At 58.2% G+C, this 19593-nt stretch carries 18 protein-coding genes; 7 read left to right on the plus strand and 11 right to left on the minus strand.

The genetic code is table 11. The annotated features are described in order from the left end of the window. Positions 1-32: 32 nt before the first annotated feature. The 9 genes from KDX30_RS12855 to KDX30_RS12895 form a co-directional block, all read right to left on the minus strand. Positions 33-1094 carry an alpha/beta fold hydrolase gene (locus tag KDX30_RS12855; protein WP_264760271.1) on the minus strand — a complete coding sequence of 354 codons (1062 nt, stop codon included), beginning with the start codon at positions 1092-1094 and terminating at the stop codon, positions 33-35. A 56-nt stretch (positions 1095-1150) separates the two neighbouring features. Beyond that, positions 1151-1939, minus strand: coding sequence for a 2-oxo-tetronate isomerase (gene otnI / locus KDX30_RS12860; RefSeq protein WP_099267868.1), 789 nt, complete (start codon positions 1937-1939; stop codon positions 1151-1153). Positions 1940-1960: 21 nt separating this feature from the next. Then, positions 1961-3421, minus strand: coding sequence for a GntT/GntP/DsdX family permease (locus tag KDX30_RS12865; protein ID WP_122395379.1), 1461 nt, complete (start codon positions 3419-3421; stop codon positions 1961-1963). A gap of 85 nt (positions 3422-3506) precedes the next feature. Further along, positions 3507-4160: a 3-oxo-tetronate 4-phosphate decarboxylase gene (gene otnC, locus KDX30_RS12870; RefSeq protein WP_231676103.1), complete on the minus strand. Its 654-nt coding sequence runs from the start codon at positions 4158-4160 to the stop codon at positions 3507-3509. Then, positions 4157-5449 (minus strand): 3-oxo-tetronate kinase, encoded by a 1293-nt coding sequence (gene otnK / locus KDX30_RS12875; RefSeq protein ID WP_231676105.1) that lies wholly within the window; start codon positions 5447-5449, stop codon positions 4157-4159. The genes otnC and otnK overlap by 4 nt, the downstream gene beginning before the upstream one ends. Before the next feature lie 10 nt (positions 5450-5459). After that, entirely contained in the window at positions 5460-6410 is a 951-nt protein-coding gene (gene ltnD / locus KDX30_RS12880) for an L-threonate dehydrogenase (protein ID WP_319946085.1), read from the minus strand. A 248-nt stretch (positions 6411-6658) separates the two neighbouring features. Beyond that, positions 6659-6949 carry a DUF2845 domain-containing protein gene (locus KDX30_RS12885; RefSeq protein ID WP_231676109.1) on the minus strand — a complete coding sequence of 97 codons (291 nt, stop codon included), beginning with the start codon at positions 6947-6949 and terminating at the stop codon, positions 6659-6661. Positions 6950-6952: 3 nt separating this feature from the next. Beyond that, a complete protein-coding gene (locus KDX30_RS12890) occupies positions 6953-7774 on the minus strand; it encodes a DeoR/GlpR family DNA-binding transcription regulator (RefSeq protein ID WP_027902564.1) in 822 nt (273 codons plus the stop codon). Between the two features lie 159 nt (positions 7775-7933). Continuing rightward, positions 7934-9811, minus strand: a complete 1878-nt coding sequence (locus KDX30_RS12895) for a sigma 54-interacting transcriptional regulator (protein WP_231676111.1) — start codon at positions 9809-9811, stop codon at positions 7934-7936. A 248-nt stretch (positions 9812-10059) separates the two neighbouring features. On the opposite strand from KDX30_RS12895, the gene cynS reads away from it, so the two are divergent. Together cynS and KDX30_RS12905 are read left to right on the plus strand one after the other, a co-directional pair. Beyond that, entirely contained in the window at positions 10060-10500 is a 441-nt protein-coding gene (gene cynS / locus KDX30_RS12900; RefSeq protein WP_231676113.1) for a cyanase, read from the plus strand. Between the two features lie 59 nt (positions 10501-10559). Beyond that, positions 10560-11372 (plus strand): formate/nitrite transporter family protein, encoded by an 813-nt coding sequence (locus tag KDX30_RS12905; protein ID WP_122705822.1) that lies wholly within the window; start codon positions 10560-10562, stop codon positions 11370-11372. Positions 11373-11433: 61 nt separating this feature from the next. Here KDX30_RS12905 and KDX30_RS12910 read toward each other — a convergent pair whose 3' ends face one another. Further along, on the minus strand, positions 11434-12702 hold the full coding sequence (locus KDX30_RS12910; RefSeq protein WP_122705820.1) for a cation:proton antiporter: 1269 nt from the start codon (positions 12700-12702) through the stop codon (positions 11434-11436). A gap of 368 nt (positions 12703-13070) precedes the next feature. Here KDX30_RS12910 and KDX30_RS12915 point away from each other — a divergent pair, with 368 nt between their 5' ends. Together KDX30_RS12915 and KDX30_RS12920 are read left to right on the plus strand one after the other, a co-directional pair. Continuing rightward, entirely contained in the window at positions 13071-13817 is a 747-nt protein-coding gene (locus tag KDX30_RS12915; RefSeq protein WP_231676114.1) for a response regulator, read from the plus strand. A gap of 29 nt (positions 13818-13846) precedes the next feature. Further along, positions 13847-15187, plus strand: coding sequence for an ATP-binding protein (locus KDX30_RS12920; protein ID WP_231676116.1), 1341 nt, complete (start codon positions 13847-13849; stop codon positions 15185-15187). A 210-nt stretch (positions 15188-15397) separates the two neighbouring features. Here KDX30_RS12920 and KDX30_RS12925 read toward each other — a convergent pair whose 3' ends face one another. Further along, complete coding sequence (locus KDX30_RS12925) at positions 15398-17368, minus strand: TonB-dependent receptor domain-containing protein (RefSeq protein ID WP_099267879.1); 1971 nt, start codon at positions 17366-17368, stop codon at positions 15398-15400. Positions 17369-17705: 337 nt separating this feature from the next. On the opposite strand from KDX30_RS12925, the gene KDX30_RS12930 reads away from it, so the two are divergent. The 3 genes from KDX30_RS12930 to KDX30_RS12940 all read left to right on the plus strand — a co-directional run bounded on the left by KDX30_RS12930 (position 17706) and on the right by KDX30_RS12940 (position 19481). Then, on the plus strand, positions 17706-18545 hold the full coding sequence (locus KDX30_RS12930) for an EamA family transporter (protein WP_099267880.1): 840 nt from the start codon (positions 17706-17708) through the stop codon (positions 18543-18545). 10 nt (positions 18546-18555) lie between these two features. Further along, positions 18556-18957, plus strand: a complete 402-nt coding sequence (locus KDX30_RS12935; RefSeq protein ID WP_087265763.1) for an MAPEG family protein — start codon at positions 18556-18558, stop codon at positions 18955-18957. Positions 18958-19025: 68 nt separating this feature from the next. After that, entirely contained in the window at positions 19026-19481 is a 456-nt protein-coding gene (locus tag KDX30_RS12940; RefSeq protein ID WP_231676132.1) for a c-type cytochrome, read from the plus strand. Positions 19482-19593: the final 112 nt, after the last annotated feature.

The following is a 19593-nucleotide window of genomic DNA, read 5'->3' on the forward strand; positions in this document are numbered from 1 at the left end:
AGTCTCCCGCTGAAAGATAGATCTCAATACCATCAAGGCCGCGCCGTTGCCTTCATGAACTCACTCAGCGGTTCAGCATAAAAGCGAGCCATGTTGGTCGTGCCGTGCCCGCGGGTTTCTGCGCTGGCAGGGATCAACACCAGACGCGCGTTTTTCAACTGAGCGAGTGATTTCTGCATAGTCCCGGTCTCAGGTGGATTACGCTCGTCGTCGGCACTGTTGATTGCCAGCACCGGTGCCTTGATCGCCGAAAGATGCGGTGCCACATCGTAGTCCGCCGAGGACTGCCATTGATAAATGAAATCGTTGGCATCCCCCGGCAACGGCGCTGCAAGCTTTTCATCAACCAGTTTGTCTGCCTGAGCTCGCGTTGGCGCCAGGGCCTGATAAGCAAGGGTGCCACCGCTGGTACCGAAGCCAAACATCACGTTGGCCAGGCGCAACGAAGGCGGCGGGCTGGTGTAGTTGCCTTCGTTCCAGGCCGGGTCCTGCTTGATGGACTCGATCAACATGCGCCGCATGATCCAGTTGCGCGCCGACATCGCAGTAGGTTGCGAAGCCATCGGTACCAGCGCATCCATCATGTCCGGCCATTTCTGGCCCCACATCCAGGTCTGCATGCCGCCCATGGAGTTGCCCATGACCAGCCGTAAATGCTTGATGCCCATGCCTTCGGTCAGCAGGCGATACTGCGCCTCGACCATGTCGTCGTAGTTGTAGGCGGGAAACTTCATGCGCAAACCGTCAGATGGTTTGCTCGACTTGCCGACGCCGATGCCATCGGGGGCAATGATGTAATACTTGCTGGCGTCCAGAGGCTGCCCCGGACCAAACAGCTCACCCCCGAATTCCTTGCCCAGCATGTCACTGGCCGGACGATTGGTGCCGTGCAGATAGAGTATCGCCGGGTTCTTCGGATCGCCGACGGTGATGTAACTCATCCGCAGGTTATCCAGTTTTTCGCCGGTATGGAAAGTGAAGCTGGGGGCTGTCCATACCGCCTCCACTGCGGCTGGAACACTCGCCGCGAAGGCCATTCCCGTCTGCGCCACGATCAGCAGCGCAGCGCACAGGCCACCTTTGAATCCTCGCATGTTCAGTTCCTCTTTTTGTTTTTATGAGGTGAAGCTGTTGCCAGGGCCGACTGTACTCAGCGCTTGAGGCTCTGCCAATCGCGCAACCATTGCAGACCGGTGCTGGTGTCGCCTTTGGGGCGATATTCGCAGCCAATCCAGCCGGTGTAACCCAGGCGATCGATTTCTTCGAACAGCCAGTTGTAGTTCAACTCGCCCAGATTCGGCTCGTGTCGATCCGGCACACCGGCGATCTGGATATGGCCAACGCCAGCGAAATCGCGACGCAGTTTTGAGATCACATCGCCTTCGACGATCTGGCAATGATAGAAGTCGAACTGCACCTTGAGGTTGGCAGCGCCCACTTCTTTACAGATGGCTTGCGCCTGATCCTGACGATTCAGGAAGAACCCCGGCATGTCACGGGTATTGATCGGCTCGATCAGCACCGTGATGCCTGCCTTGGCGGCTTGTGCAGCGGCGTAGGCGAGGTTTTCCAGATACACCGCCTGATGGCGTGCACGAAGCTCTTCACCGGGCAACAAACCCGCCATCACGTGAATCCGGTCGTTGCCCAGCACGTTTGCGTATTCCAGCGCGCGGGCGATGCCGGTACGAAACTCTTCTTCACGACCTGGCAACGAAGCAATGCCTCGTTCGCCTGCTGCCCAGTCACCCGGCGGTGCATTGAACAGCGCTTGCACCAGTCCGTTGTCACTCAGGCGCTGCTTGAGCTCCTGAGTGCTGTAGTCATACGGAAACAGATACTCGACGGCGCCGAAACCATCGGCGGCCGCTGCGCTGAAGCGCTCGAGAAAATCATGTTGCGGGTAGAGCATGCTGAGGTTGGCAGCGAAACGAGGCATGTTAACTCCAGTCTTGTTGGATCAGACGAATGGCCAGATCACCAGGGTCGCGAGGAAGCCCAGGGTGCCAAGGATAGTAACCAGCACGGTCCAGGTACGCAGGCCGTCGGCGACATTAAGGCCAGCCAGTTTGGTGAACATCCAGTAACCGGCATCGTTGATGTGCGACATTGCCAGACCGCCACCGCCCATGGCCAGACACAGCAGTGCCAGGTGGTTTGGTGTCAGGTTCAGGGTTGCGATCAGCGGGCTGAGAATACCGGCAGTGGTCACGAGTGCAACGGTGGTAGAACCTTGTACGGCACGCAGCAGCAGGGTCAGCAGGAAGCCCAGCGCCAGAACCGGCAGCCCGGTAGTGCGCAGTGCTTCGGAGACGACAGCGCCGATACCGGTATCAACCAGCACTTTACCGAACACGCCACCTGCACCGGCGATCAGGATCACCATGGCCACGCCCGGCAGTGCCGAGCCGATCACATCAGACACCTGAGTGCGACTCCAGCCACGGCGAGTACCCAGCAACCATGCACACAGCAGCGTGTCGATCAGCAAAGCAACCAGCGGCGCGCCCAGCACAGTCAGAACACTGCGCAGCGTCGAATCGACAGGCAACATGGTGGTAGCCAGTGTGCCCAGCAGAATCAATACGATCGGCAGCAGGATCAGGCCGATGATCAAACCGAAACCAGGCGCCGGAGCAGGCGGCAGCGATGCGGCAAGACTGCTGGCGCTTTCTTCTAGACCCGGCTTGTTCGAGTGCGTCGCTTCGCTGCTGGTGTTGGAGTAGTCGCCGTTATGCCAGGCTTGCAGGTCGGCGTTGGTCATATGCGGGCCGTAGACTTCGGCACGGATATCGTCGGTCATCGGGTAGAACTTGCGTGTCATGCGACCCGCGATGAAGTAACCGACCAGGCTCAGGACCGCAACCATCGGAATACCAAACATCAGTACGCGACCCAGGTCGGCACCCAACTGACCGGCAGCGGCCACAGCGCCCGGATGCGGCGGCAGGAAGGCATGCACTGCCAGCAATGCCGCACACATCGGCAAGGCGAACAGCAGCAGTGGTTTACGTGCCGCACGGGCGACGCCGTAGGCCAGCGGCATGAGGATGATCACGCCAACCTCGAAGAACACCGGAATACCGACGATGAAACCGGCAACGGTCAGCGCCAGCGGAGTACGCCGGTTGCCGAAGCGTTTGATCAGGGTTTTTGCCAATGCCTCGGCACCACCGGACAGCTCGATGATGCGTCCGATCATCGCGCCCAAGGCAATGATGATCGCAATGTGACCGAGGGTTTTGCCCATGCCGCCTTCGATGGTGGCAACCAGATCAGCCGGCTTCACACCTGCGACCAGCGCAACAATGATGCTCACCAGCATCAACGCCACGAACGGCTGGAATTTGTACTTGAGGACCAGGAACAGCAGCAGCGCGATGCCCGCGCCAGCGATCAACATCAGCATTAGTGGCGTCATACTTTAAAGTCCCATTGTTATTGTTTTCCGGCTGGGCCGGGTCTTGTCGGGGGCCGGTGAACGGCCCTCAATCAAATGCCTTGAACTACCACTTGGCCCCAAAAACCTCACGCAACTCTTCCAGAGCAGCCGGGTCGAGTGGCGCGGGTTTCGGGTTGCTCATCAACCAGAGTCGAGCGGTCTCTTCCAGTTCTTCGAGGGCGTAGGCGGCCTTGGCAACCGAGCTTTCCCAGATAACCGGTCCGAGCCGTTCGAGCATCACGCCGCGCACACTGTTGGCCAGTTGTGCGACGCGCTGGGCGACTTTCGGCGAGCCGGGACGCTCATAACCAATGAGCGGAATCTGCCCGACTTTCATCACCTGATAAGGCGTCAGTGGCGGCAGGATATTGTCCTCCTGCCAGACGCCCGCCAGGGTCAACGCAACCAGATGCGTGGAGTGGGTATGCACCACGCCGCCCACACCCGGATTGCGGTCGTAGACCTCGCGATGCAGCGCGAGGGTCTTCGAAGGTTTGCTGCCCGACACCCATTCACCGGCCAGATTGACCTTGGCGATTTCGGTCGGATCAAGGCGACCCAGGCACGCGTCAGTTGGCGTAATCAGCCAGCCGTCATCGAGCCGCGCGCTGATGTTTCCGGCGCTGCCGACGGTGTAGCCACGGCCATACAACAGTCTGCCGATGTCGCAGATTTCTTCGCGAAGCGTGTTCTCCGTACGTTGGTTTTCCGCACTCATACAGATTCCCCCGCCAACTGCTTGAGGGCCTTGCTGAAGAAGTCGCGGCCACCGAAGTTTCCGGATTTCAACGCCAGGGCCAGCGGCTGGTTGCCGCTGCTGACAGTTGCCGGAACACCCGGATCAATCTGCGCGCCGATTTTGAGCAGTTGCACACCCAATGCCTGAACTACAGCGCCCGAAGTTTCACCGCCCGCCACGACGAAGCGGCGCACGCCTGCATGCAGCAGGCCTTTGGCGATCTGTCCCAGGGCGTCCTCAACCAGCGCACCAGCACGTTCAACGCCCAGTTGTTGCTGAACGGCTTTGACTTCGTTTGGCGAACTGGTGGCGTAGATCAATACCGTTTCACCGGCTTTGCGAGCGAACTCCAGCGCCTGTTCAACCACCGGACGGCCAGCGGCCAGTTCCAATGGGTTGATACGCAGGGCAGGGCGATTGACTTCAAGCCAGGCCGCGACCTGACCATTGGTGGCGACCGACGCGCTACCTGCCAGCACCACTTCACCCCCCTCAACCGGCTCCAGTCTGGCGGCGTCGATGTCGCGCAATTTGCCAGCCTTGCGGAAGTTGCCCGGCAAGCCCAGGGCCAGACCCGAACCGCCAGTGAGCAAGGGCAGGTCGACGCAGGCTTCGCCCAAGGTATAAAGATCGGCATCGGACAGCGCATCGGCAATCGCCATGCTCACACCGTCGGCGCGCAACTCGGCAATCTTGCTGCGCACGCCTTCAACGCCTTTGGCGATGCTGTCGTAGCGCAGCAGGCCGACTTTCTGTTGGGTTTGCGATTGCAGCACACGTACCAGATTGGCGTCGGTCATCGGCGTCAGCGGGTGATGCTGCATGCCGGATTCGCTGAGCAACTGGTCCTGAACGAACAAGTGGCCACGGAAGATCGTGCGGCCGTTTTCCGGGAACGCCGGGCACGCCAGGGTGAAGTCGCCGCCGAGCTTTTTCAGCAACGCTTCGCTGACCTGGCCGATGTTGCCCGCAGCCGTGGAGTCGAACGTCGAGCAGTACTTGAAGAATATCTGCTCGCAGCCACGCTCGCGCAGCCATTCCAGCGCAGCGAGGGATTCCTCGACGGCTTCGGCGGCAGGCGTGGTGCGGGATTTCAAGGCAATGACGATGGCGTCAGCGTCCAGATCGGCCGCCATTTCAGCGGTCGGAATACCGATGCTTTGCACGGTACGCATGCCGCCGCGCACCAGCATGTTGGCCAGGTCAGTGGCGCCGGTGAAATCGTCGGCGATGCAGCCCAGCAACGGGCGCACAGGAGAATTACTCATCGGTTGCCCCTTAAGCTTGTTCTGGCTTGGCTTTCGGCAATTCGATGCCCGGGAAAATCTTGATCACGGCGGAGTCATCTTCACGACCGTAACCGGCGCTGGAAGCCTGCATGAACATCTGGTGTGCAGTGGCCGACAGCGGCAGCGGGAATTTGCTGGTGCGAGCGGTATCCAGTACCAGGCCCAGATCCTTGACGAAGATATCCACAGCCGACAACGGCGTGTAATCCGCCTTGAGGATGTGCGGCACGCGGTTCTCGAACATCCACGAGTTACCGGCACTGTTCGTGATCACTTCGTAAAGTGCGTCGGCGTCGACGCCTTCACGCAGCCCCAGCGCCATGGCTTCGGCACTGGCGGCGATGTGAACACCGGCCAGTAACTGGTTGATGATTTTGACTTTCGAGCCAAGGCCGTGAACGTCGCCAAGGCGATAAACCTTGCCTGCCATGCCGTCGAGAATCGCTTGAGCCTTGGCGTAGGATTCAGCCGGGCCGGAGGTCATCATGGTCATCTGACCGGCAGCTGCTTTAGCTGCGCCGCCAGAGATCGGCGCATCAAGGTACAGCAGGCCTTTGTCGACCAGACGTTGGCCGAGCTCGACTGCGAAGGTCGGCGCGACGGTGGCGCAACCGATGACCAGGCTGCCAGGGCGCAGTGCTGCGATGGCGCCGTTCTCACCAAACAATACGGTTTCGGTCTGCTCAGCGTTGACTACGACGGTGATGATCACATCACACGTGGCTGCCATGGCGGCAGGGGAGGCACAGGCAACGCCGCCTTCGGTGGCGAACTGCTCGGTCACGGCGCTGCGGACATCACACGCATGCACATTGAAACCACTGCGCAGCAACGAGCGGGCAATGCCCAAACCCATCGCACCCAAGCCAATAACGCCGACGTTCTTGTTAGTCATGCTGTTTTCCTCGGATGGTTGCCGATGCTCGTCACTGCCAGCAATCGGTCGAATTGTTCTGATCTGTGAATCCGATAGTGAATCAGTGAGCAATTAATGTGAAGTATTATTTCTTGTTCACATGGATTCACATTGGTGTCTGTGTTGAATCCCTGTGGGAGCCGAGCTTGCTCGCGATAAGGCTGGACGCGGTTCACTTTAGATCGCATCGCCCTTATCGCGAGCAAGGTGTAGCGCCACCCCGGTCGCTCCCACAGGAATGTGAATCACCGCAGATCAGGGGGATGGGGGAATTACTTGCTGCTTTTAATCTGAACGAGCCGGCCATCAATGAACCGCAGGTTGCGATACATGCCGTTCTCTGGCCCGTAGACCCAGGTTTCGACTGTGACGGCGCCGTGTATCAGCTGGCCATTGGCGGCCAGTGCAGGCGGGGTGATCTGGCGCTCGGCAGGCGGGCCGCATTTGCGCAGCACCTCCACAGCCAGGTCGCCTTCATCGATCAGGGCGCTGTTGCAGCGCATCGATGCGTGGGCGCTTCCACTCAGCAAGGCCAGGGCGACCAGTAATGAGCGGATACCCATGATTCAGCGCTGTCCGGCCGCTGGCGCCAAGAGCAATTCGACTCGATGCTTGCGAATGCCGTCAGCCGCCGCTTCAGCCAAGGCTGCATCACTGATGATGATGTCGAACTGTTCCAGCGCTGCGATCTTGTACATGCCAAAAGTGCCGTACTTCGAGCTGGTCGCCACCAGCACGGTTTGCGATGCCGACTGCATGGCGGCTTGCTTGACCTCGACCTTCAGCGCCGAAGGCGTTGTCGTGCCGCGCTGCAAATCCCAGGAACTGGTGGACATGAAAGCGATGTCAGTCGCCAGCTGGCGCAAGGTCGCGGCAGCGAGACCGCCGACACACGAACGGTTGGGATGATCAAGCAAACCGCCCGTGTGGATCACATCCACATGCGTGGCATCGGCCAGGGCGTTGACGATCCCGAAGTCATTGGTGACCACGGTCATGCCTGATAGCGCCGCAATGTGCGGGACAATTTCCAGGGTGCTGGTGCCGGCATCCAGGTAAATCGTCATGTCGTCGTGCAGCAAACCGGCAGCCAGTCGGGCCATGCCCTGCTTCTGCGGCAACTCGACCACGGCTTTGGATTGATGGCTGGGTTCGCTGTGCAACTGGCTGGCGATACGTACGCCCCCGGTGACCGAATAGGCGCGGCCTTCCTGTTCCAGAAGGGCGATATCGCGGCGGATGGTCATGTGCGAGCAATCGAACATTTCCACCAGTTGGTGCACGCTGAGCACCTGATGTTTGCGCAACTGACGCAGCATCAACTCCCGACGCTGATCGGGAATCATCGGTGTGCCGCCAACGACGGCGATCTCCTCTTTGCTGGACATGCGTGCTCCTGAGCCTCGGTGAAACCGCCAGCACGGGCTGGCGGTCGTGGCATCTTAGCCAATCGAGTCACGCATGACAGCAGGTAAGCGCTACAGGCTGCACTTTTGCTCGAGACTGGCTCTGGTCAATCGATGCTCTATCCGCAGGCTTGACCCGCCTTACAGGCGTTTTTTATAGGCCCTGGGGTCGATACCCCACTTGTGCAAACGCGAGGCGAGGGTGGAAGGTTTAACTCCCAGTAATTGCGCCGCGCCGCCTTCTCCCGACACCTTGCCTGCCGTGCGTTTGAGCATCGCGATGACGTTGGCCTTGAGTTGCAGTTGCAGGTACTCATCGCGCAACGGTTCAACCGCATCGGATGGATCGGTGTTCACGGGTATGGGCGTTTGGGGAAGCAAGTCGTCGAAGCGTAAAACGCCGTCCTGGCTGACGATCATCTGGCGCTCAATCACGTTCTCCAGCTCCCTGATATTTCCGGGCCACGAATAACGCTTCAGTACCTGCAACTGTGCAATGGGCAGTCTTACCCCCGGCTTGTTGAACGACTGGCGTGCCCTGTGCAGGAAGTGGCTGGCGAGCAAAGGGATATCCGCCACACGCTCGCGCAGCGGCACCGACCTGATCGGAAACACGTTCAAGCGAAAGTACAGGTCTTCCCGGAAAGCGCCCACTTTGACCATTTCGTGCAGATCACGATTGGTCGCTGCAATAACCCGCACGTTCACCACGCGAGTCACGTTGTCGCCCACGCGCTCGAATTGCTGTTCCTGCAAAACCCGCAAGAGTTTGCTCTGTAGCTCCAGCGGAATTTCCCCGACTTCATCGAGAAACAGTGTGCCGCCGTCGGCGAGTTCAAAGCGTCCGATGCGATGACTGACCGCTCCAGTGAACGCCCCTTTTACATGGCCAAAAAACTCGCTTTCAAACAGGTCGCGTGGAATCGCCGCGCAATTCACCCTGATCAGCGGGCGATCGCTGCGCAGGCTGCTGGCGTGAATGGCGCGTGCGATGAGCTCTTTACCGGTACCTGATTCACCGCTGATCAGCACGTTGGCGTCAGTAGGGGCGACCAGCTCCAACTGGCGTATCAGGTGCAAAACGACAGGGCTTTCGCCGACGATATTGTGATGATTACGCTCGGCTTTTATCTCTTCCTGAAGGTATTGGTTTTCAAGCTCCAGACGCTGTTTGAGTTGTTCCACCTCGTTGAGCGCCTCAAGCAATCTTCGCTCTGCCTGCTGACGCTCTCGAATATCACGAAACAGGACTACAGCGCCCACCAGTCTTCCCATCTCGAAAATCGGCGTGCTGGTGTATTCGACGGCAATGGCTTCGCCGTTCTTGTGCCAGAACACTTCGTTATCGACGTGATGGACATGGCCGTCACTGAACGAGGCATGAATAGGGCATTGCTGAACGGGATAGCGGCTGCCGTCGCCATGGGTGTGATGGAACAGCTGATGCGCGTCACGACCAATCATGTCACTGGAATTCCAGCCAAGAATGCGCTCGGCGGCCGGGTTCATAAAGGTTGTCTCGCCTTTGGTGTCTAGGCCATAAATCCCCTCGCCGACAGCGCCCAGAATCAACCTGTTCTGGCGTTCAATGCGCTCGAAAACCTGAGAAATCCGCTCCCAGCCAACGTGCCCAAGTCGATGCTGGCGGCGGGCTTCAGAGCGATTGCGGCGCTTTTCCAGAATATCGCGTGCCTGAAGCAACAGCAGGATGCGCCTGCCATCGGGCAATACGCTGGAGCTGACCTCCACTGCATGCTGACTTCGCGAGATATTCAGCAGGCTGAGGTCGTCCGACCATGCCGAGCCTTGGGTCAGCGTCTCGTCGGTAAAGGTGACCCACTGCGGTAATCCATCCCCCAGAAAGTGACTGAAGCGAATATCGCCAAGATCACTTTCAGCGCATCCCAGCAACGTCAGCGCGGCTCGATTTGCCTGGATCAGCCGGTCCGCTGGCGGATCAATGATCAGCATGGGGTGAGGTGAGTGTTCGAACGCCTCGTCTGCAAAGTTCTGCGGCATTTCGTTGCCCTCGTCGAGCACGTATCAGCGGATCTGCGTGGCTACTAAGTACGAGATATCGTAAAAATTTTCACTAAAAATCGCGATTTACGATATTTCGCGAAACTGAATTGAGCGCAAATTTTTGAAATTTCTATATTTTTCATATGGATAGGTAAATTTCTGCGAGTGGCATGGATTTCGCTCTTGTCTCTTCAATCACGGCGCGCGTGGCACGTCGGATCAAAATCTTCAGAGGAAGCAGAGCGATGAATAAAACAGAGATGCACCACCTGCTGATGGCCGCCAAAGCTCGCAAAGGCATGAGCTGGGATGAACTGGGAGAGGCGGTTGGCAAAGGTTCGGTATGGGTGGCGTCTGCGTGCTATGGCATGAACAGCGCTACGCCGGATGTCGCCGCACGCATTTGCGAAGTGTTGGGTGTGGATGAGGAAGTGGCCAGCGCACTTACGGTATTCCCTAAGAAAACCTGGGATCAGACCATCCCGCAAGATCCCATGATCTATCGGTTGTATGAAATCGTTGGCGTTTATGGCGACACCCTCAAGGACGTGATTCAAGAGAAGTTCGGCGACGGGATCATGTCTGCCATCGACTTTTCAATGCATGTCGACAAAGTCGAAGACCCCAAAGGTGATCGGGTGCGTGTGACCCTCAACGGAAAATTCCTGCCTTACCGTGCCTGGTAACGGCGACAACCTCCACTGATCCCACGCGGACTGCGAAGTACGCAAAAAGGAAAGCGCCAATGTCTTATTTGCTCCCCTCCGAATTCGTCACAAAGATGATCGATGCCGGTGAATCCAAGGTTCACATGGCAACGCGTGACACGCTGATCCGCGCGTTTATGGCGGGCGCAATACTGGCATTGGCGGCCGTATTCGCGGTGACGATCGCGGTACAGACCGGCTCGCCATTGCTGGGCGCGGTGCTCTTTCCCGTCGGGTTCTCGATGCTCTATCTGATGGGCTTCGACTTGCTCACCGGTGTGTTCGTGCTTACGCCGCTGGCACTGCTCGACAAGCGTCCGGGGGTCAACATCAACGGTATTTTGCGCAACTGGGGTCTGGTGTTTGCTGGTAACTTCGCAGGCGCGCTGACCGTTGCGTTCATCATGGCTTTCGTCTTTACCTACGGGTTCAATGCAGATCCTGGCGCTGTTGGTCACAAAATCGCCAGCATTGGCGAGTCCCGCACGCTCGGTTATGCCGAGTACGGCACAGCGGGCTGGGTGACGATCTTTCTGCGTGGAGTGCTTTGCAACTGGATGGTTTCGATGGGCGTGGTAGGTGCCATGATTTCCACGTCAGTGAGCGGCAAAGTAATCGCTATGTGGATGCCAATCATGTTGTTCTTTTTCATGGGCTTTGAACATTCGGTGGTGAACATGTTTCTGTTCCCATCGGCCATGATCATGGGCGGCGGATTCTCGGTCATGGACTACCTGGTCTGGAATGAAATCCCGACGGTGCTCGGCAATCTGGCGGGTGGCCTGGCGTTTACCGGGCTTACGCTTTACTGCACTCACGCCAGGACCGCCCCCAAGCGCACGTTTTCCTGACGTCGCGTTTCTCAAGCTGCATGACCACTCAGCGGGAGCCGAGTGGTCATGCGCTGGCGGCTTAGTGCCCTTCGTTTTGCTCTTGTGGCGGCTGTGTTTCACCACGAGTAACCGCTTTGACCAGCTTGCCAATGCTCAACCCCTGCAACAGGATCGACGACAGCACCACGATGTAAGTGATGCTCAGCAGCAAGTCGCGCTCCGGCCCCAGTGGCAAGGCCAGCGCCAATGCCACGGAAACACCACCCCGCAAACCACCCCATGTCAGGATGCGGATCGTGCCTTTGGGTACGGTTCGCCAGTGGCGCAGTAGCAGAATGGCCGGTGCCACGGTCACAAAGCGCGACAGCAGAATTGCCACCGCCAGCAAGCCTGCTGCCAGCATGTGCGACCAGGAGAATGGCAACAGCAGAAGCTCCATGCCGATCAGGGCGAAGAGCAGGGCGTTGAGCATGTCATCGAGCAATTCCCAGAAACCGTCCATGTAGCGACGAGTCATGTCGTTCATCGCCAGATTACGGCCAAGGTTGCCGATGATCAGACCCGCGACAACCATCGCAATCGGGCCTGATACGTGCAGCTCGGAGGCCATGGCCGAACCGCCAATCACCAGTGCCAACGTCAGCATCACTTCAATCTGATACTGCTCGATGCTCTTGATCATCAGGTACACGGCGTAGCCGATCAGCCCGCCGAACAGCACGCCACCGATAGCCTCGTGGACGAACAGCATGGCGGTTTCGCCGACGCTGGGGGTTTCACCCAGTTGCGCAATACCCAGCAACACGGTGAACACCACAACCGCCGTGCCGTCATTGAACAGCGACTCGCCGACAATCGTGGTTTTCAACGGCTTGGACGCATTGGCGGTCCGCAACACGCCGAGCACCGCAATGGGGTCGGTCGGGGAGATCAGTGCGCCGAACAGCAGGCAGTACAGGAAACTGACGTGCCAGCCGAACCAGCCAAAGATCCAGTAGGCCAGGGTGCCGATCACGGTGGTGGCAATCAACACACCGAAGGTTGCCAGCAAGCCGATGGGCCAGCGGTAACTTTTCAGGTCGGAGAGGTTGACGTGCAATGCGCCCGCAAACAGCAGGAACGACAGCATCCAGTTCATCAGCAAATCGCCGAAATCGATCTGACCGATCAACTGTTGGACGCGCTCTTCGAGACCGGGAAAGCCGATGAAACTCAGGCCTTGCAGGATCAGCGAAAACATCAGCGCAGTGACCATGACGCCGATGGTGGGCGGCAGGCCGATGAAACGAAAGTTCACATACGTGAGCAGCGAGGTGAGGCAGATAAAAGCAGCAACGAGTTCAAGCATCGGTCTTCCTGTTATTGCGATTCAAAGCGTGCCCAGAGGTGATTTGGACTTGAAGCGGGCAGGGGTTTGATGGGCCGCTGGCGTGTGCGGACACATATTTTTCCATATCCATGGGGAGAGGCATTGACCACAGCAGGCCGATAGCGTTGCAAATGAGTGCCGGACAGTGGCGCATCGGCTATGATCGCGGCTCGTTAATGGGAATCATCCGCAAATGTGATGAGGCGGTGAGTTTCTCCTGTGGGAGCGAATTCATTCGCGAAATGGACCGTACATTCGATACATCTCATCGCCTGTCACGCCGTCTTCGCGAATAAATTCGCTCCCACGAGTCACCATCGCAGTCTGTCGAGAGCCGAGCTTCATTGATGCTAGATCCAGCCCTGAACCCACCACGCATCCTAGTGGTCGACGACCACCGCAAAATCCGCGATCCACTGGCGGTGTATCTGCGTCGCCATGCGTTTGACGTGCGCACTGCTGAAGATGCGGCCGGGATGTGGCAGTTGCTCAAGCAGCAATCTTTTGATGTGGTGGTGCTGGACGTGATGCTGCCGGATGGCGACGGCTTTGAGCTGTGCGGGATGTTGCATCGCCGGGCCAACATTCCGGTTATTTTGCTGACCGCTCGCGACGCCTCGGCTGATCGGGTGAAAGGGCTGGACCTGGGCGCGGACGATTACGTGACCAAACCCTTCGAACCGCGTGAGCTGGTTGCGCGAATCAACAGCGTTTTGCGTCGGCGCGGTACGCCAGTAAGCGTTGATCAGGCATTGAGTGCCTCATCCACACAGCGTTATGAATTCGCCGGTCTGAGTTTCACCACGTCCACTGAACAACTGCTGCGGGCTGACGGCAGCCAGGTCCAGCTCAGCACTGCCGAAAGCAGACTGCTGACTGTATTCCTGAAGCATCCCAATCAGACGCTCGATCGCCAGCGTCTGCTGGATCTGACGGCGCGCCCCGGCAGTGATGTTTATGATCGCGCCATCGACCGACAAATCAGTCGTTTGCGTCGCAAGCTGGTGGACGATCCATTACAACCGCAATTGCTGCGTACCGTCTGGGGCGGCGGTTACGTGTTGGTGGCGGATGTCCGCGTGCAACAACAGTGAAGTGGCTAAGCCGTTGTTGGCCCAGACGTATGACCCATCAATTAGGTCTGCTGCTGTTGCTGGCGCTGTTGGCATCCAATGGCATTGCCATGTTGTTTTTACAACGTACGGGCGCGCTGATTCACCCGCTGTCACGCACCCTCACTCTTGAGCGATTGACCACGGCGTACCACGTCGCCCATGAGCTGTCGGCGGCTGATGCGTCCCGGGTGTTGGCGACCATGGAAACGCAAGATGCTCGCTTCTGGATCGCCCAAGAGCCCGAAGTCAGCCCTTTTGATATGCATAAAGAAGAGCGGCGTCTGGCGCAGGAGCTGCGCTCACGTCTGGAACTGACGCCGGACATGGCGGTGAATATCCAGCTCGAACGAGTCACCGGTGGCCCGGCTCGGGAAGCGGTGTTTTTCCGGGCAGGTTGGGCTCCGCTGCGTTTACGCACCAGCATCGTTTTACCCGATGGGCAGACGCTCAATTCTTTGCAGCATCCGGCGGGGGCCTATGAGTGGAGCCGGTTGCTCGCCTACACCTTGCCGGTGACTACCATCCCGGTCCTGCTGATTGTGATTTTCTTCATGCGCCGGATCGTACAGCCGGTCAAGACGTTGGCCGAGGCGACCGAGCGAGTCAGCCGAGGCGAATGGATTGCGCCGCTGCCGCTGTCTGGCCCACAGGAAGCTCGGGATCTGACCACTGCGTTCAACGTGATGCAGGAGCGCATTGCCCGCCATGTGGAAGGTCGAACCCGAATGTTGGCAGCCGTGAGCCATGACCTGAACACACCGATCACTGAACTGCGTTTGCAAGTTGAATTGATCGAAGACGGTCCGTTACGCGATGACATGCTGGAAAGCCTCGATGAACTGCGGGCCATGGTGCGCGAGACGCTGGATTTCGTGCGTGGCGATGCGGTTCAGGAAGCGACGGTGACGGTATCGCTGAACGAGATGCTTGATGATCTGGCACGACGTTATCGGACGATGGAACAGCCGGTGACGTGGCAGGGTAGCGAGCAGATCAGTTGCCGCTGCCGACCTCTGGCGCTGAAACGGGCGTTAACCAACCTTATTGATAACGCGTTGTGCCATGCCGGTGATGCGCAGATCAGCGTGAGTCGTGAGGGAGTTGGGATGATCCGTCTGGAGATTCTCGATCACGGACCGGGGATTGAACCGGGGTGGCTGACGCAGGTGTTCGAGCCGTTCGTGCAATTAGGCCGCGGCGGGGCGGGTATCAGTCAGGGCGGCGGGCTAGGCCTGGGGTTGGCCATCGCTCGGGCCTGTATTCAGGCACATGGCGGGGAACTGGTATTGGAAAACCGCCCACCTGCCGGGTTGTGCGCGGTAGTGCGATTGCCTGCTGCGACGGTTTAGAGAAATGTTCTCCACTTGAAATAGGGATCTGTGGGAGCGGTGCTTGCTCGCGATAGCTCCAGTACAGGCAATATATTCATCGACTGACAGGCCGAATCGCGAGCAAGCTCACTCCTACAGGGTCCGTGTTTGCTGCGCGACAGCGTGGTGTCAGGGACACCGGGGCGACTCCCACAGGGGAATATATTTCCATCCACAGTGAGTGCGGCCTTAAAACCGCACTGTCGTTGACGCCCAAAGCGTGCGGCCGTAGTTCACGGTGCCGTAGGTTTCGTCATCCAGGCGCTTATCGGTCAGGTTGTACAAAGCGGCGTTGAACGAGACGTTTTTGGTCAGCTCATACGAGCCGCCGAAGTCTGCCGTGGTGTATCCCGGTGAGGATTCAGCGGTGATGGTGTTGCCGTATTCTTCACCGTAGTAATTCACCGCTGCCCAGAGCTGTGTCTTGTCGGACAGCGTCCAGTCAGTGCGTACGTTGGCTTTGTGCTTAGGCGTCAATGCCAGCGGTGCGCCTGCGTTGGCACCGGATTTTTGCTCCGAGTCGGTGTAGGTGTAGTTGGCTTTCAGTGCCAGCGCAGACGTGATGTCCCAGCGTCCGTTCAGCTCCGCTCCCTGAATCACAGCTTTGTCGACGTTGACCCGTTCCATGATGATGTACGGACCGAAGAACTGATCGGTGGTCACCGTGGACAACTTGTCCTTGAAGTCGTTGTAGAACACCGTTGCGCCAGCCGACAGGTTATTGCGGTTGGACCATAGTGCCGACAGCTCGTAGTTGGTGCTCGTCTCAGGCTTGAGGTCCGGGTTACCGAGCATCGCGAACGTGTTGCGGCGCAGGACGGCGTAGTCCTCGATTACTGCACGCAATTCCGGAGCCTTGAAGCCGCGAGCTACGCCGCCTTTGATGGTCCAGTCGTCGGTTGCATGCCACACGCCATAAACACGCGGGCTGAAATGCACGCCGTATTGTTCGTGATGGTCCATACGCAGGCCGGTGGTCAACGCGAAAGTGTCGGTCATCGTCCATTCGTTTTCGGCGAACAGTGCTTTCTGCACCACGGAGTACTCGTAGTTCACACGGTCGCCCAAACCCTGGTTCCAGTCAGTGACCGTGGTTTCGTTCCATTGCAGGCCGGTGGTGGTGATGTTGTGTTCGGTCGGGATCACCAGCTTGGCGTCAAACACCGAGTTCTTCACAGTAGGCTTGCGACCCAGGACGTCGCGCTGTGTTGCGCTGGCTACGCCTTTACGGCTGGATTCTTCCTGGGCGAACGAAACGTCCGACGTGGCCCAATCCCAACGCCCCTGGTGAGAGATCGACCAGTGATCACGGTTGTTTTCCTGCTCGCGAGTTGCCCAGTTAGGACTCACGCCGTCGCCGTTTTTGAGGCGGGTGGCACCGGCTTCCAGCAGGATGTCGTGGTCGATGGTGGGGGTGAAAGCCAGGCGTGCGGTCAGGTCCTTATGGTCGGCTTTGCTGAAACCATTGGTTTCCTCCACGTCATCGTCAGCCTGACGGTCCAGATAGCGACCCCAGACTTGCAGCCCCAAGGTGTCCTGAATCAGCGGACCATTGAGGTAGAACTGGGTTTGTCGTGCATTGCCCTGATCGCTGTGCTGGCGTGCCGAATAGTCGTAAGTGACCGAGCCACCCCATTCGGTTGAGACTTTGCGGGTAATGACGTTGATAACGCCGCCGATGGCATCCGAGCCATACAGGGAGGACATCGGGCCGCGCACCACTTCGATCCGCTCGATGGCTTCGGCGGGCGGGATGAAGCTCTGTTCGTAGCCCGAGTTGCCGTTGACCCTGGATTCACGAGCGCTCTGGCGTTTGCCATCGACCAGAATCAAGGTGTAATCAGCCGGCATGCCGCGAATCGAGATGTCGGTTTCGTTGGCGCCACCATTGACGGTCACACCTTCAACGTCGCGCAGGGCGTCCGTCAGATCGCGAAACGAACGCTTGCGCAGTTCATCGCCGGTAATGATTGTCACGGAAGCAGGTGCATCCTCTACGCTCTGCTCATAACCGGCAGCGGTAACGGTCACATCTTCCAGAGTGATCGCCGGGGCGGCGGTGTTTTCTTGAGCCTGAACGCAGGCGCTTTGGGCGATGAGGCACGCCAACGCGAGCTTCGTCATGGCGACAGTGGGTCGCAAACGAAAAACAGAATGCATGGAACTTCCTTACGATGCGTGGTTAAACGTTAATCGTAAGGATTCTCATTGGCGAAGGTTGGACAAGGTGTGACAGGACAGTGCCTTTGAGTGTAATTCGCGATTTACCGGGCTGAATGCTGCTTTATTGTGGGAGCGAATTTACGCCAGCTTGAGGTTCACGCGAACTGTGGGACCGAATTTATTCGGGAAGGCGGCAGTTCAATCAATAGGGATATGTCGAATGTTCTGGCCTCTTCGCGAATGAATTCGCTCCCACATGGGCTAAATGTTCACCATGAAATATCGTGGTGTCCGGAGACCTGCCATTTACGAGTCCTGAAACAGGGAGAGCGTTTTGCTGGCTACGGCTTTGGTGTTGATCGCGGCGATACTGCACGCGACGTGGAATACCCTGATCAAATTCAGCGGTGAGCGTTTGTTGGTTATCGCCAGTATGGATTTCGTGGCGTTGCTGTTTGCGGTGCTGGCGGTAGCGTTCGTTGAGCCGCCGCCTGCTGCCATCTGGCCTTGGATGATCGCCTCGGCGTTGTTCGAGTTGCTGTACCGTTATTTGCTGATTCAAGCCTACAGAGTCGGCGACCTCGGGCTGGTCTATCCGCTGATGCGGGGGCTGTCGCCGTTGGTGGTGCTGGCCCTCACCTTGATATTTGTCGGAGAAGAACTGAGCACCCAGCAAATTCTTGGCATTCTGCTGATCCCTTGCGGCATGATCTGCCTTCTCTGGCAGGGCGGTGGTGGTGATCGACTGCCCTGGTCGCTGCTGCCGGTGGTGGCGTTGATCGGGGTGTGCATCGGTTGCTACACCTGGATCGACGGCCAGGCCCTGCAAATGGGCGTGCATCCGCTGGATTATCTGGTCTGGCTGACGCTGATCAGTGCCTGGCCTTTTCCGTTGCTGGCAATCACCTATAAGCGTGCACCGTTCAGCCTGTTCTGGCGTGAGCAATGGCGACTGGGTTTAAGCGTTGGCCTGTGTGTCTTGCTTAGCTACGCTCTGGTGTTGTGGGCGATGCAGTTGGGCTCGGTGGCGGAAGCTGCAGCCTTGCGCGAGGTCAGCGTGATTCTGGTAGTGCTGTTTGGTATGCGCTATCTGAAAGAACCTTTTGGCCGGCCCCGCCTCTTAGCATGTGGACTGGTTCTGCTCGGCATGCTGGTTATGAAAATCAAACTATAAGGATTCTGCTATGACGGTTGCATTCTGGTGCGTATTGGTCGCGATTATTCTGCCGATCGTTTGTGCAGGCATCGCCAAGTTTTCCAGTGGCAAGTTCAATGGCAAGCACAACCACAACCCACGTAATTTCCTGAATAATCTCGAAGGTTTGCCTGCGCGTGCCAATGCGGCGCAGCTCAACAGCTTCGAGATCCTGCCGGGCTTTGCCGCCGCAGTGATCATCGCCCACATTGCGGGTAATGCGCAGTTGGTGACAATCGACGTGGTTGCTGTGTTGTTCATCACCAGTCGACTGCTCTACATCATTTTCTACCTGGCTGACTGGGCTGCACTGCGCTCGATCGCGTGGTTGGTAGGCATTGGCCTGATCATCGGTTTGTTCATCGCTTCAGCAACGCCGCTGCCTGCCTGACTGCGGCAATCCAGCGCTTGGTCTTTAAAGGGCGGCCGAGGATACTGGCTGCCGCATCTACGGACCTGCTGGATACAACGTTGAAAAGATTGTGTGCTGTGCTGCTCGCCTGCCTGACCTTGAGCGCGTGTGGAGGTGTAGACCCGAGCTCGCCGTTGGCCCAGCGCAAGGCAATCTTCAAGGACATGCTCAAGACCAGCGAAGATATGAGTGGCATGTTGCGGGGGCGGGTGGCGTTCGATGGTCAGCGCTTCAGCGAAGGCGCGATCAAGCTCGACAGCCTGTCTCACCAGCCGTGGAAACATTTCCCGCAAGTCAAAGAGACCGATCACACCAGCGCCACGGACGCCGTTTGGCAAAAGCAGGCGCGTTTTCAGGAGCTGGCGCGTTCGCTGGAGTCAGCGACTGCTGAGTTGGTCGTTGCGAGTGAAGAACGCCCTTTCAAATCCAGCACCCTGACACCGGCCATGAACAAGGTCCAGGCGGTGTGTGAGGCGTGTCATAAAGAGTTTCGTGATCATTGAAATTGATGCAGCCGCAGGGTCTGTAGGAGCGCAGGAGCAGCGCGAGGCCGCGATAGCGGTGTGTCTGACAGAACGCTATCGCGGCCTCGCGCTGCTCGTGCGCTCCTACAGG

The sequence above is a fragment of the Pseudomonas quasicaspiana genome (genome assembly GCF_021147825.1).
Classification (GTDB): domain Bacteria; phylum Pseudomonadota; class Gammaproteobacteria; order Pseudomonadales; family Pseudomonadaceae; genus Aquipseudomonas; species Aquipseudomonas quasicaspiana.